Consider the following 14,111-nt stretch of genomic DNA (forward strand, 5'->3'; position numbering starts at 1 on the left):
CTTAAGTTAACAAATAATCTACTAAAATGTCTGATATTAAAAAAATAAAAGACGAATATCTAAATAAACTCGATAAAGACCAAAATATAGAATCTATAAATCAAATTAAAACTGAATTATTTGGTAAAAATGGAATAGTCTCTAACGAGTTCAAAAAGTTAGGATCAGTCTCTCAAGAGGAGCGAAAAAAATTTGCATCAGACTTAAATTTTATAAAAGAAGAGCTACAAAATAAAATTACAAGCAAAATTGAGGAAATCGAAACAAAAGAGATAAACCTAAAGTTAGAAAATGAAAAAGTAGATGTCACTTTACCCGAAAGAGATTTTAAACAAGGAAAGATTCATCCAGTTTCACAAGTAATAGATGAAATTTCATCTATTTTTTCTGAAATAGGTTTTAGCGTTGAAGAGGGTCCAGATGTAGAAAATGAATATAATAATTTTACAGCACTTAATACGCCTGACAATCATCCAGCAAGAGATATGCATGACACATTTTACTTAGATGAAAAAAAAGAATTGTTACTACGGACACATACCTCTCCTGTACAAGTTCGGACTATGTTAAAAGGCAAACCTCCATTCAAAATAATTGCACCTGGAAGAACTTACAGATCTGACAGTGACCAAACACATGCACCCATGTTTCATCAAGTTGAAGGACTACATATAGATAAAGATATAAATATGGGACATCTAAAAGGTTGTCTAAATTATTTTATTAAAGAGTTTTTTGAAGTGGATAAATTAAAGATGAGATTTAGACCAAGTCACTTCCCATTTACAGAGCCATCAGCTGAGGTTGATATAGGTTATGAAATTAAAGATGGAAAAATAATCATAGGTGAAGGAGACAAATGGTTAGAAATTTTAGGATGTGGAATGGTTCATCCAAACGTCCTAAAAAATGTAAATGTTGATCCATCGAAATTTCAGGGTTACGCCTTTGGAATTGGAATAGATAGATTAGGTATGCTAAAATATGGAATTAATGATTTAAGAGCTTTTTTTGAAACAGATTATAGATGGCTAAGCCATTTTGGGTTCGATCCTTTAGATGTACCATCAAGCTACAGAGGATTGAGTAGATGAAATTTACAATTGATTGGCTTAAACAACATTTAGATACAGATCTTAATGATAAAGAAATAATTAATAATTTAACGAACGTTGGTCTTGAGGTTGAGAGTTTTGAAAATGCACCTTCCGAATTAGATGATTTTATTGTTGCAAAAATACTAAATGCGCAACAACACCCTAATGCAGATAGATTAAGAGTTTGTGACGTTGACATTGGTAAAAGTGAAACTGTTAAAGTTGTGTGTGGAGCTCCCAATGCAAAAAAAGGTTTGTTTACAGTATATGCAGGACCAGGTGCAATAATACCAAAAAATCAAATGAAACTATCAATCAGTAAAATAAGAGGTGTTACTTCTTATGGAATGTTGTGTTCTGAAGCTGAGCTTAAATTATCAGATGAAAGCGAGGGAATTACAGAGTTATCAGAAAAGTATAAGGAAAAAATTGGGAAAAAATATTTTGATACCAAAACTCCTAAAGTTGTAGATTTATCTATAACACCAAATCGACCAGATTGTCTTGGAGTTAGAGGTATTGCAAGAGATCTTGCTGCAGCTGGAGTTGGTTCTTTAAAAAAAATAAAAGATAGTAAACTAAATCAAAATTTTGATCAGGACTTAAAAGTAACTATTAAAAAAGAAAAAAAACAAGGCTGCACAATTTTTGGTAGTTGTTTAATAAAGGGGGTTTCAAATAAAGAAAGTCCTCAGTGGTTAAAAGATAAAATTATTTCGTTAGGTCAAAAACCGATTTCTGCAATTGTAGATATAACAAACTATGTGATGATTGATTTAAATAGGCCACTTCATGCATATGATGCTGATAAAGTAAGTAAAGAAATTATAGTAAGAAATTCAAAAAAAGGTGAAACTTTTGAAGCACTAGACAACAAAAAATACTCATTAGATGATGATATGTGTGTAATTTCTGATCATTCAGGAGTGCTAGGATTAGGTGGAATCATAGGCGGAACACGTTCAGGAACCGAACTAGAGACAAAAAATATATTATTAGAGTCTGCGTATTTTTTACCAAGATCAATTAGAAAAACTTCAAAATTATTAAATATAGATACAGACGCAAAATTTAGATTTGAAAGAGGAATTGATCCAAAATCAATTGAAGCTGGACTAATCAAAGCGGCTGATCTAATAAAAGAAGTGTGTGGGGGCGAAGTAAGTAAATTTGATATTCAAAGATTGGAAGAAGAAAAAACAAATAAAGTAAAATTTGAAATTTCTTTGTTTGAAAAAATAACAGGATTTAAAATTGAAAAAAAAGAAATAATTAAAATAATTTCTAATCTTGGCTTTAAAATCAATGAGAATAACGAAAATTTAGATTTAGAAATTCCCTCATGGAGACCAGATATTACTCAACCAATAGACATTGTTGAAGAAATCGTTCGTATCAAAGGTTATGAACATATTCAAACATTAATACCAGAAAAATCTAGACTTAAACCAACTTTAAATAGGCAGCAAAAATTATTCCATTTCTTACAACGTTCGGTGGCATCCAAAGGTTTTTTCGAGACAGTTACTTGGTCATTCACAGACTCTAAAATAAATAATTTATTTAGAGAAAAATATAATGAAATAAAAATTGTTAACCCAATAAGTTCAGAGTTAAATGTTTTAAGAAATTCAATATTTCCAAATTTAGTTTTTTATTTGAAAAAAAATATAGATAGAGGATTTAAAGATTTATCTTTTTTTGAGATAGGGCCAGTTTTTTCAGGTACTAAGCCAGGTGAGCAACTAACAGTAATAGGTGCTTTACAAGCTGGAAAATATTTTAGACTAAATTGGCAAGAAACAGAGAGAAATGTTGATGTATTTGATGCAAAGAGGGATACTGTTCAAACTATAGTAGAGGCAGGATTTAACAAAAATAAACTAATAATAAAAGATCAAGCCCCATCTTATTATCATCCAGGCAAATCAGGATCAGTTTTTCTAAGCACAGAAGAAGATAAGCCAATTGCTTTTTTTGGTGAAATACATCCAAATATTGTAAAAAAACTAGATATTAAAACTGAGGCTTTAATAGGATTTGAAATATATTTAGATTTTTTTAAAGAAACTAAGAAAAAACTTAAAGATCAAAAATCTCAATTTGAATATTCAGATTATCAAAAATCTGAGAGAGATTTTGCGTTTGTAATTGATAAAAAAATTAAAGCACAAGATTTGATAGATATAATTGTATCAATAGATAAAGATTTAATTAAAAATGTTAAGGTTTTTGATGTTTACGAAGGCGAAAATATTCCAAAAGATAAAAAATCAATCGCACTTAATGTTACAGTACAATCATCTGAAAAAACTTTAAACGAAAAAGATTTAGAAAAAATAAATAATTTAATTATTTCTACAGTCGAGAGTAAGTCTGGCGCTAAAATAAGATCCTAAAAATGACAACTACAATTAATAATATAAGAAATTTTGCTATTATTGCGCATATAGATCACGGTAAATCAACTATAGCTGACAGAATAATTCACAAATGTGGCGGGCTTACGGATAGAGAAATGAAGGCACAAGTTTTAGATTCTATGGATATTGAGAGGGAAAGAGGAATTACAATTAAAGCACAAACAGTAAAATTAAACTATAAAGCTAAAGATGGAAAAAATTATGTTTTAAATATAATTGACACACCAGGACATGTTGATTTTAGTTATGAAGTTAGTAGGTCATTATATGCATGCGAAGGCTCAATTTTAATTGTTGATAGCACTCAAGGTGTCGAGGCACAAACACTTGCAAATGTTTATCAAGCACTTGATATAAATCATGAAATAATACCTGTCTTAAACAAAATAGATTTACCCGCTTCTGATATTGAAAGAACAAATAAGCAAATTGAAGATGTTATAGGGATTGATACCACTGAAGCAGTTCCCTGCTCAGGAAAAACAGGAGAAGGTATAGAAGATATATTAGAGCAAATAATTCATGTACTTCCTGGTCCAAAAGGAGAGGCAAATAATAAATTAAAATGTCTTTTAGTTGACAGTTGGTATGACACTTATCTTGGAGTGGTGATTTTGGTAAGAGTTATAGACGGAAAAATATCAAAAAATATGAAAATTAAAATGATGTCTACAAACCAAGATTATTTTGTGGAAAAAGTTGGTGTTTTCACACCTAAACCTAAAGACATAAGTGAGTTAAACGCAGGTGAAATTGGTTTTATAACAACTGGCATAAAAGTTTTATCTGATACAAAAGTTGGTGACACTATATGTGATGCAAATTATCCACTTAAAGAGGCTTTGCCTGGTTTTAAACCAAGTAAACCAGTTGTATTTTGTGGTTTGTTTCCAGTAGATAGTTCAGAATATCAAAAATTAAAAGACGGTTTAGCTAAGTTACAATTAAATGATGCTAGTTTTTCTTATGAGCCAGAGTCTTCCTCTGCTTTAGGATTAGGTTTTAGATGTGGGTTTCTAGGTCTACTTCATTTAGAAATTGTTACTGAAAGATTAGAAAGAGAATTTGATATTAATCTTCTTACAACAACTCCTGGTGTTGTTTATAAAATTCATATGAACAATGGTGATGTAAATGATTTACAGAATCCATCAAGCTTGCCAGATCCTACACTAATCAATTTTATAGAGGAGCCATGGATTAAAGCAACTATTATCACACCTGATCAATATCTTGGTTCAATTATAAAAATATGCCAAGACAAGAGAGGAATACAAACAAATTTAAGCTATTCAGGAAACAGAGCAGTTGTCAATTATGAACTACCTTTAAATGAAGTTGTTTTTGATTTTAATGATAGATTAAAATCAATGACAAGCGGATACGCAAGTTTTGACTATGAAATAATAGGACACAGAGAAGGTGATTTAGTAAAAATGAGCATTTTGGTAAATTCAGAACCAGTAGATGCGCTTGCAATGATGATACATACAGACTTTGCGCAATCAACCGGAAGAGAAGTTTGTGAAAAATTGAAAGATTTAATTCCAAGACACAACTTTATGATACCTATACAGGCTGCTATTGGAGGTAAAATTATTGCAAGGGAAACCATAAAAGGCTTTAAAAAAGATGTATTGACAAAGATACATGGTGGAGGAGCACTAGATAGAAAAAGAAAACTTCTTGAAAAACAAAAAAAAGGAAAAGCAAGAGCTAAACAATTCGGAAAAGTTGAAATACCACAAGAGGCATTTATAGGTGTATTAAAAATTTCAAAAGAAAGTTGATTTTTTTGGAGAGGTGGCCGAGCGGTTGAAGGCGCACGCTTGGAAAGCGTGTAAAGGGGAAACTCTTTCATGGGTTCGAATCCCATTCTCTCCGCCATATTAGAGTCAAAAATGCTGATTATTTCACTAAATTTAAAAAGAAGAAAAAAAAACTAAAAAACGTCAAAAAAGCTATGATTATCAACAGTTTTTGACTGTTAAATACCTTCTGAATTTTATTAAAAATTCCAAAAATGGTATAAAAATCCTTTCCAAAAAAAATAAAAATGGCAAAAAATAATAGCACTTATCAGGCAGACTCCATCAAAGTCTTAAAAGGACTTGAAGCAGTAAGAAAAAGACCAGGCATGTATATAGGCGACACCGATGACGGCACGGGTCTACATCATATGGTTTACGAAGTTGTCGATAATTCTATTGATGAGGCTTTAGCAGGACACTGTAAAAATATTTCAGTAGATATTAATCAAGATGGATCTGTAACAGTTAGAGATGATGGAAGAGGGGTTCCAGTTGATATTCATAAGGGTGAAAAAAAATCAGCAGCTGAAGTTATAATGACCCAGTTACATGCTGGTGGAAAGTTTGATCACGACTCATATAAAGTTTCAGGTGGTTTACATGGAGTTGGTGTTTCTGTCGTAAATGCATTATCTGAGAGACTTGAACTCACTATAGATAGAGATGGAAAAAAACATTTTATTGAATTTAAAAATGGTGATGCAAAATCACCTTTAAAAGTTGTTGGTAAATCCAAAAATACAGGTACAGAAATAAAATTTTTACCATCTAAAGAAATATTTTCCTTAAACAAATTTAGCTTTTTAACTTTGCAAAAAAGGATGAGAGAATTAGCTTTTTTAAATAAGGGTATTAAAATAATATTAACTGATCTAACTCAAAAAAAACCTAAAATTGTTGAGTTTAAATTTGATGGCGGAATTGTCGAATTTGTTGAATTTCTTGACGAAAAAAGAGAAAAATTAAAAAATAAAAGTGACAATGATTTGTTTAGAAGACCAATTTATATTGAAGGTCTTAAAAACAAAATTGATGTTCAGTGTTCTTTAAAATGGAACGCTGGATATAATGAAGATGTATTCCCTTATACAAACAATATTTATCAAAAAGATGGTGGAACACATTTGTTAGGATTTAGAAGTGCATTAACTAGAGTTATAAATAAATATGCATCTGAACAAAATCTTTTAAAAAAAAATAAAGTTTCTTTATCGGGTGATGACGTTAAGGAAGGTTTAACTTGTGTGTTATCTGTAAAAATACCTGATCCAAAATTTTCGTCTCAAACTAAAGATAAGCTAGTATCATCTGAAGTAAGAAATATAGTAGAAACAATTATAAGTGAAAAACTTTCAATTTGGTTTGATCAAAACCCGTCTGTTGCTAAAATAGTTCTAACAAAAATTATACAAGCTGCCGTAGCTAGGGATGTTGCACGGAAAGCAAGAGAAAATGTTAGGAGAAAAGGATCGTTAGAATTAAGTGGTTTACCTGGTAAGTTGGCGGATTGTCAAAATTCAAAACAAGATGGTACTGAACTTTTCATAGTTGAGGGTGACTCAGCTGGTGGATCAGCAAAACAAGGAAGAAATCGAGAAAATCAAGCAGTTTTACCTTTAAGAGGAAAAATTCTTAATACTTTTACGGAGTTAAATGGATCAAAAAAAAATGGACATACAAATGATCTAAGGACAAAGGCATTATCAAAAATGATGTCATCAAATGAAATAGTTACTTTGATAAATGCTTTAGGACTTGATCCTAAAAACGATGAGATTGATTTAAAAGATTTGAGATACGGAAAAATAATTATAATGACAGATGCTGACGTCGATGGATCACATATTAGAGCTTTATTACTCACATTTTTTAATAATAAACCATTCAATAAGTTAATTGAAAATGGTCATGTATATTTAGCTCAACCACCATTATTTAAAATTAATAAAGGATCTAAAGGAATTTACATCAAGGATGAGAAAGAATTAGAGGACTTCATAGTAAAAAATTCAAAAGATCTAAAAAAAATAAAAAAGGGGTCCAAGGATTTTGAAAAATCTTTACAAGAAGAAAAATCAAAATTGAATATTCAAAGATTTAAAGGCTTAGGAGAAATGAACCCAGAAGAATTATGGAGCACAACACTGGATCCTGAAACTAGAAATTTGCTGCAAGTACAATACTCAAAGAATTCGCAAAAAGACCAAGACCTTATTCAAACTTTAATGGGAAGCGATGTATCTTCAAGAAAAGATTTTATTGTTGATAACGCAATAAATGTTTCAAATTTAGACATTTAAAATGGAGTTTGGAAAAACTTCACAACTTTACTCCTTGAATAAGTCTACTTATATAAATTTAAGATGGATAGGAATCATTGGTCAATTTATAACTATAAATAGTGTTAGATTTATATTCGATTTTGAATTCAATTATATTTTTGCCAACCTAATTATTTTGATTGGTGCAATAAGTAATTTATTTTTAATTTTTTTTTACAAGAAAACACACTTATCAAATAGATCAGCTTTTAATTTTCTATTAATAGATATTATTCAATTAGCGGCTTTATTATACTTATCAGGTGGAATATTAAATCCATTTGCTATATTTTTATTAATACCAAGTGTGTTTGCCTCATCCAGTTTAGATATTAAAACAAATATTATACTTATAGGTTTTACAATTTTATGTATAATTTTACTAACTTTTTACCATGAGCATTTACCAGCACCACTAGACCAATCAATTACAAACATTTATATTTATTATTCAATCCCTTTAGCATTAATTATAGCTTTATTATTTCTAAATTATTTTGCTTTATCATTTGGAAAAGAATCAAATCTTAGAAAAGAAGCTTTAGATAAGATACAAGAGGAAATTTCTAAAGAACATGAGCTTATATCTTTAGGAGGCCAAGCTGCAGCAGCAGCACACTCATTAGGAACACCTCTTTCAACTATTAAGATAATATCACAAGAATTGTTTGAACAATTTAAAAATGATAAGGATGTAAAAAAGGATATCGACCTTCTTGTAAGCCAAGTAGATAGGTGTAATGAGATATTAAAAAGATTAACATTAAATCCAATCGTAGAGGATGAGTTTATTGATAAAGACTTGAGTTTGCACGATTACGTCAAAGAAATAGTTACATCATTCCAAGAAATTTCCGATAAAAATTTCGATATTGATATCGAACAAAATGCTAACTCATTCAACGTTACAAAATCAATTGAGATTGTGTATGGGATTAGAAACTTTATTGGTAATGCGAATAAATTCGCCAAAAATAACATATATATTGCAATTAAAAGTGATAGTGAGGTCTCTGAAATAACAATCGAAGATGATGGACCAGGATTTCCAAAAGATGTTCTTAGTAAAATTGGTGAACCCTATATTAAATCAATAAAATCAAAGGATAAAAGTAAGTCTGGCTTAGGTTTAGGGATATTTATTGGTAAAACTCTACTTGAGAAAAATGAAGCTAAACTATTATTTAGAAATTCAGAGACAAGAGGTGGTGCAGAAATTAAAATAGAATGGCTGAATAAAAATTTAGCAAATATTTAATGTAATTTTTTTTTATTCTCAAATAATCCACTTAATTGTCCAATCATCACATCTCCTAATTCTTGAACGTCAGTTATTTTTATTGCTTTTTGATAATATCTAGAAACATCGTGTCCAATACCGATTGCTAAAATTTCAATATCACTTTTGTTCTCAATAAACTTAACAATTTTCTTTAAATGTTTCTCAAGAAAATCTCCAGAATTTACTGATAAAGTTGAATCGTCTACTGGTGCACCATCAGAAATTACCATCATAATTTTTCTTTCCTCTTTTCTTTTTTTAAGTCTATTAAATGCCCAAGTAATAGCCTCTCCATCAATGTTTTCTTTTAGAAGACCTTCTTTAAGCATAAGTCCTAAATTTTTCTTTGATTGTCTCCAATGTGTATCTGCCGATTTATAAATTATGTGCCTTAAATCATTTAATCTTCCAGGATTTTTTGTTTTACCAGATTTATTCCATTCCTCTCTAGACAATCCACCTTTCCAGTTTTTTGTTGTAAATCCAAGAATCTCAACTTTCACTGAGCATCTTTCCAAAGTTCTAGATAAAATATCAGCACATAGAGCGGCAATTGTAATTGGTCTACCTCTCATTGATCCAGAATTATCAATCAATAATGTTACAACGGTATCTTTAAAATCTAAGTCTTTCTCTTTTTTGAATGATAAGGAATTATACGGATCAATAATAATTCTAGGTAATTTAGAACTATCTAATAAACCCTCCTCTAAATCAAATTCCCATGCTCTGTTTTGTTTTGCTAATAATTGACGTTGTAACTTATTTGCAAGTTTAGTTATAATATCTTGGAAACTTGTTAGCTGTTGGTCCAAATTTTTTCTGAGCTTAGAAATTTCTTCGGGGCTTTCAAGGTTTTCAGCTTTTGCAACTTCATCAAATTCGGTTGTATATACTTTATAATCTCTATCTCCAACACCTAAATTTTTCTTCTGAACAACACTTTCAGATTGTTGGTTTTCATTTTCTTCACTGGTTGTCTGTTCATCAAGTCTAAATTCGTTTATGTCGTCTAAACCATCTACTCCTTCATTTAAAGAGTCATCTTCTTTTTTATCTTCAGAGCTATCTGAATCGTTATCATCTTGATTATTAGAGCTTGAATTATCTTGGTTATTATCTTCTTGAGTCTCTTTTTTTTCGTCATTTTCTTCATTATCAAAAATTTCCATATTCTCTAATATTTCTGAAAATTTTGAATTGTAGATCTCTTGATTTTCTAAGTTTTTATTTAAATAAGTAATATGTTTATCAAAAGTATCCCTCAACTCTTTCTCCCAAAAACTTAAAATTTTTTGAGCCTCTGGCTCAATTTGTACTTTTAAAAATTTGTCTAACATATAAATTTCAAATGCATCTGAAATATTTACATCGTCTTTTTTTTTAATTTTTGTAAGATCAATTTTTTTTAATTTATTTGAATAGTTCTTTTGGAAATTCTTTGAAATTCCCATTAACATTTCCGATCCTAACATTTCATATCTAATTTTTTCAGACAATTTATATAACGATTGGCAACTATGATTAGATGGCATATTTTTTTCAAAGATTGATTTATTTGAAAATTTTCTTTTTAAAGCTTCAGAATCATTTTCTGCTCTTATTTTTATAAATTCATTTTTATCTTTGATATTTTCAATGTCATTTACCTTAAGGTTTTCTTCATTTAATTGTTTCTTATTTTTAGGATTTAAAAAGTTATCTTCAGAGATTACTTTAACGGTTGATAATATTGCTTGCTTAAATTTTTCTTTGAAACTGTCTTCTTTGTTCATTTAAACTTGAACATTTATCATTGACTCGGGTAAATCTTCTCCAAAACATCTTTGATAGTATTCAGCAATAATATTTTTCTCTACATCATCACATTTATTTAAAAATGTAACCCTAAATGCATATCCAGTGTCTTTAAATATTTCTGAATTTTCTGCCCAATGCAAAACAGTACGTGGGCTCATAACAGTTGAAATATCACCAGCCATAAAACCTTTTCTCGTAAGTGTTGCTACTTTAATCATATTAGAGACTTTTTCTTTACCTTTAGCATTATTAAGATTTTTGTTTTTGCTTAAAATGATTTCCATTTCCTTCTCTAAACCCAGATAGTTTAATGTGGTAACTATATTCCATCGATCCATTTGGCCTTGATTTATCTGTTGTGTTCCATGATATAATCCAGTTGTATCGCCCAAACCAACAGTATTTGATGTTGCAAATAATCTAAAAAATTTATTTTGCTTTATTACTTTATTCTTATCTAATAATGTAAAATTTCCTTCTGCTTCTAATACTCTTTGAATTACAAACATTACATCTGGTCTACCAGCATCATACTCATCAAAAACAAGAGCAACTGGATTTTGAATAGACCAAGGAAGGATTCCTTCTTTAAACTCTGTGACTTGCTTCCCGTCTTTAATTACAATTGAATCTTTACCAATTAAATCTATTCTACTTACATGACTATCTAAATTAATTCTAATACATGGCCAATTTAATCTCGCAGCTATTTGCTCAATATGTGTGGATTTTCCAGTACCATGATAGCCTTGAACCAAAACTCTTTTATTAAAAGCAAAACCGCTTAGGACTGCTAGAGTTGTTTCTTTATCAAATTTATAGCTTTTATCTATTTCAGGCACATATTCTGACTTTTCAGAAAATGCATCAACTTCCATATCACTTTCAAAACCAAAAGTTTGGTTAACTGATAATTTTATATCTGGAGTTTTTTCAATATTAGGTGTCAATTCTATCCTTATAAGTATTTTTAAGTTGAGTATAAGCTAAAGTTATTACTTTAAGTTTATCTTCAAATTTTTTATTTCCAGAATTCATATCAGGGTGAAATTTTTTAACAAGTTTTTTAAATTTTTCCTGAATTTTTTCCCATTTTAGTCCTACCGATACTCCAAGTATTCCAAATGCTTTAATATCATTACTATTAAACTTAAATTTGTTCATATGGTTAAATTCATTATCAAATTTCATTTTATCCATTTCATCTTTTAGCGCGTTATTCCATAAAACTTTAAAAAAATTATCTGACGAGCTAAAGCTCTGCGTCGGTTTGTGCCAGGTTAAATCTGATCTCAAAAAATCCATTATCTGCTGATCATTCATACCAGAGAAATAATTCCAATTTTTATTAAATTCTTTTACATGTTCTAAACATAGTAATCTAAAATTTTTACTATTATCTCTTTCTTTGGGCGCTTTATATAACCCTTCCTCAAAACAATTGTTCCAATCACAGATATTTTTCATGTAGTATAATATTTATTAAAATGGATATTAATCAACTTTCAGAAATAGTAAAAAAAAAAATCCTAGAAAATCAATCAGTCGAAGAAATTTATTTAGAAGATAAATCCTTTTTACATAAAAATCATAAAAATAATGATCCTAAAAAATTTCATATAAAATTAAAAATTAAGTCAGAAAAACTAAAAAAAATGAATAAAGTTCAATCTAACAGACTAATTTTCAAAATATTGGAGAATGAAATGAGAGAATATATACATTCGTTACAGATTTTAATTAATTAGTTGCGAATTTAAAAATTTTTTTAAAGAAAATTCAGTGATTTGAAAATCGGTTTTTATTTTCCCAAAATTTTTAAATAATATTAAATTAATTTTTTTTGAGCTATTTTTTTTGTCAGATTTCATAAAGGATATAATTTTATTTATATCTTTTTTCTTAAATAATGATTTAAAACTTTTATTTAATGGTATTTTATTTATATGATTTTTAATGGACTTATAAGATTTGATATTTATCAAATTTTGCTTTTTACTAAATTCGATTGAATTATTAATTCCAATTATAACTGCCTCACCATGATTTAGTTTTTTTGAAAATCCTAGACAACTTTCATAAGCATGTGCAAATGTATGTCCTAGATTTAAAACTTTTCTTAAATTTTTCTCTGTCTCGTCCTTTTGAACTATTTTTTTTTTCAAATTACAACTCTTGAGAACAGCTTTGTTTATAAATGGCTCTTTAAGCTTTAAAATATCTTTAATATTTTTGTCTAAGTAGTTAAAACTTTGATAGCTCTCTAATAGGCTACTTTTTAATATTTCAGCATATCCACAAATAATTTCTCTTGTATTTAATGATTTTAGTAAATTTATATCTGATACCACAGCGTCAGGTTGATAGAAACTTCCAATTAGATTTTTGCCATATGAATTATTAATACCTGTTTTCCCACCTACAGAGGAATCTACTTGGGCCAACAGAGTTGTGGGAATGTTAACAAATTTAATACCTCTTTTATATGTGCTTGCAGAATATGCAGCAACATCTCCAGTGATACCTCCTCCAAATGCAATTAAACAATCATCCCTATTAAATCTATTCTTAAAAAGAATGTTTTGAATAATTTCAACAGTTTTTTGACTTTTGTTCTTTTCACTAGGGTTAAATATATGAATCTTTTTCAGGTCAGTTTTTAGATTACTGATTAACTTTTTTCTAAATTTAATAGGAACATTTTTATCCACTACAATCAAAATTTTAGAAAATGATAATTTTTGTGATGTAAAAATTCTGTTTATATTTGAGATTAAATTTGAACCAATAAAAATAGAATATTTTTTTGTTTTAGTATTAATACTAAGATTATGAGCCTTCATATATATCTTTTATTTTTTTTACAATTTCAAATTTATCAAGCTTATCACAATTAATTTTATAATCAGACGAAATATATATTTTTGATCTTTCATCTATCAATTTCTTTATCTCATTTATTTTTAAATTTAAAACTAATGGTCTTTTTTTGTTATCTTTAATTCTTTTTATTAGTGTAGATGAGTTCCAGTTTAACCAAAAACTAGTTGATTTAGCTAAAGTTTGTTTTCTGATGTTTCTATTTAAATATGCACCTCCACCCAAGGCAATCACTTGATTAGTATTTTTTAATTTTTCTATTGAAATCTTTTCCTCTAAATCTCTAAAATACTTTTCACCATTTATTCTAAATATTTCTACAATAGTTTTATCTTCTTTTTCTTCTATTAATTTATCGATATCAACAAAATCAAATCCAATTTTCTTGGACAATAATTTTCCAATTGAGGATTTTCCAGCTCCCATCATACCGACTAAAACGATGTTTTTTTTTGATTTCATAGGTTTCTATATTGAAAAAACACAAATATGTCTTA

Annotated in this window: 11 protein-coding genes and 1 tRNA gene; 7 read left to right on the plus strand and 5 right to left on the minus strand. The window is 28.7% G+C overall.

Annotated features, from left to right (window positions below):
- Positions 1-26: 26 nt before the first annotated feature.
- The 6 genes from pheS (at position 27) to B8063_RS03775 (ending at position 8,910) form a co-directional block, all read left to right on the plus strand.
- On the plus strand, positions 27-1,094 hold the full coding sequence (gene pheS, locus B8063_RS03750; protein ID WP_085069642.1) for a phenylalanine--tRNA ligase subunit alpha: 1,068 nt from the start codon (positions 27-29) through the stop codon (positions 1,092-1,094).
- The gene (gene pheT / locus B8063_RS03755) at positions 1,091-3,496 is read left to right on the plus strand and encodes a phenylalanine--tRNA ligase subunit beta (RefSeq protein WP_085069644.1); all 2,406 of its coding nucleotides are present in this window, start codon (positions 1,091-1,093) and stop codon (positions 3,494-3,496) included. The genes pheS and pheT overlap by 4 nt, the downstream gene beginning before the upstream one ends.
- Before the next feature lie 2 nt (positions 3,497-3,498).
- Positions 3,499-5,310: a translation elongation factor 4 gene (gene lepA / locus B8063_RS03760; protein ID WP_085069646.1), complete on the plus strand. Its 1,812-nt coding sequence runs from the start codon at positions 3,499-3,501 to the stop codon at positions 5,308-5,310.
- A gap of 7 nt (positions 5,311-5,317) precedes the next feature.
- Positions 5,318-5,407 (plus strand) — tRNA-Ser (locus B8063_RS03765).
- A gap of 169 nt (positions 5,408-5,576) precedes the next feature.
- Entirely contained in the window at positions 5,577-7,631 is a 2,055-nt protein-coding gene (locus tag B8063_RS03770; RefSeq protein ID WP_085069648.1) for a DNA gyrase subunit B, read from the plus strand.
- Position 7,632: 1 nt separating this feature from the next.
- Positions 7,633-8,910: an ActS/PrrB/RegB family redox-sensitive histidine kinase gene (locus B8063_RS03775; RefSeq protein ID WP_085069650.1), complete on the plus strand. Its 1,278-nt coding sequence runs from the start codon at positions 7,633-7,635 to the stop codon at positions 8,908-8,910.
- Here B8063_RS03775 and B8063_RS03780 read toward each other — a convergent pair.
- The 3 genes from B8063_RS03780 to B8063_RS03790 are packed head-to-tail and all read right to left on the minus strand — an operon-like array spanning position 8,907 to position 12,201.
- Complete coding sequence (locus tag B8063_RS03780) at positions 8,907-10,709, minus strand: cobaltochelatase CobT-related protein (RefSeq protein ID WP_085069652.1); 1,803 nt, start codon at positions 10,707-10,709, stop codon at positions 8,907-8,909. The genes B8063_RS03775 and B8063_RS03780 overlap by 4 nt on opposite strands.
- The gene (cobS, locus tag B8063_RS03785) at positions 10,710-11,684 is read right to left on the minus strand and encodes a cobaltochelatase subunit CobS (RefSeq protein ID WP_075521789.1); all 975 of its coding nucleotides are present in this window, start codon (positions 11,682-11,684) and stop codon (positions 10,710-10,712) included.
- Positions 11,674-12,201, minus strand: a complete 528-nt coding sequence (locus B8063_RS03790; RefSeq protein WP_075521790.1) for a J domain-containing protein — start codon at positions 12,199-12,201, stop codon at positions 11,674-11,676. Before B8063_RS03790 ends, cobS begins: the two co-directional genes overlap by 11 nt.
- Positions 12,202-12,221: 20 nt before the next feature.
- On the opposite strand from B8063_RS03790, the gene B8063_RS03795 reads away from it, so the two are divergent.
- A complete protein-coding gene (locus B8063_RS03795) occupies positions 12,222-12,482 on the plus strand; it encodes a BolA/IbaG family iron-sulfur metabolism protein (protein ID WP_085069654.1) in 261 nt (86 codons plus the stop codon).
- On the opposite strand, the gene aroB is transcribed toward B8063_RS03795, so the two are convergent.
- A complete protein-coding gene (gene aroB / locus B8063_RS03800) occupies positions 12,471-13,577 on the minus strand; it encodes a 3-dehydroquinate synthase (protein ID WP_085069656.1) in 1,107 nt (368 codons plus the stop codon). The genes B8063_RS03795 and aroB overlap by 12 nt on opposite strands.
- Positions 13,564-14,076 (minus strand): shikimate kinase, encoded by a 513-nt coding sequence (locus tag B8063_RS03805; protein ID WP_075521793.1) that lies wholly within the window; start codon positions 14,074-14,076, stop codon positions 13,564-13,566. The genes aroB and B8063_RS03805 overlap by 14 nt, the downstream gene beginning before the upstream one ends.
- Positions 14,077-14,111: the final 35 nt, after the last annotated feature.

Origin of the sequence: Candidatus Pelagibacter sp. RS40 (assembly GCF_002101295.1) — a bacterium.
Lineage (GTDB): Bacteria > Pseudomonadota > Alphaproteobacteria > Pelagibacterales > Pelagibacteraceae > Pelagibacter.

Coding starts and splice junctions, on each gene's coding strand:
- pheS (WP_085069642.1), top strand. CDS start 27: ATGTCTGATATTAAAAAAATAAAAGACGAATATCTAAATAAACTCGAT.
- pheT (WP_085069644.1), top strand. CDS start 1,091: ATGAAATTTACAATTGATTGGCTTAAACAACATTTAGATACAGATCTT.
- lepA (WP_085069646.1), top strand. CDS start 3,499: ATGACAACTACAATTAATAATATAAGAAATTTTGCTATTATTGCGCAT.
- B8063_RS03770 (WP_085069648.1), top strand. CDS start 5,577: ATGGCAAAAAATAATAGCACTTATCAGGCAGACTCCATCAAAGTCTTA.
- B8063_RS03775 (WP_085069650.1), top strand. CDS start 7,633: ATGGAGTTTGGAAAAACTTCACAACTTTACTCCTTGAATAAGTCTACT.
- B8063_RS03780 (WP_085069652.1), bottom strand. CDS start 10,709: ATGAACAAAGAAGACAGTTTCAAAGAAAAATTTAAGCAAGCAATATTA.
- B8063_RS03790 (WP_075521790.1), bottom strand. CDS start 12,201: ATGAAAAATATCTGTGATTGGAACAATTGTTTTGAGGAAGGGTTATAT.
- B8063_RS03795 (WP_085069654.1), top strand. CDS start 12,222: ATGGATATTAATCAACTTTCAGAAATAGTAAAAAAAAAAATCCTAGAA.
- aroB (WP_085069656.1), bottom strand. CDS start 13,577: ATGAAGGCTCATAATCTTAGTATTAATACTAAAACAAAAAAATATTCT.
- B8063_RS03805 (WP_075521793.1), bottom strand. CDS start 14,076: ATGAAATCAAAAAAAAACATCGTTTTAGTCGGTATGATGGGAGCTGGA.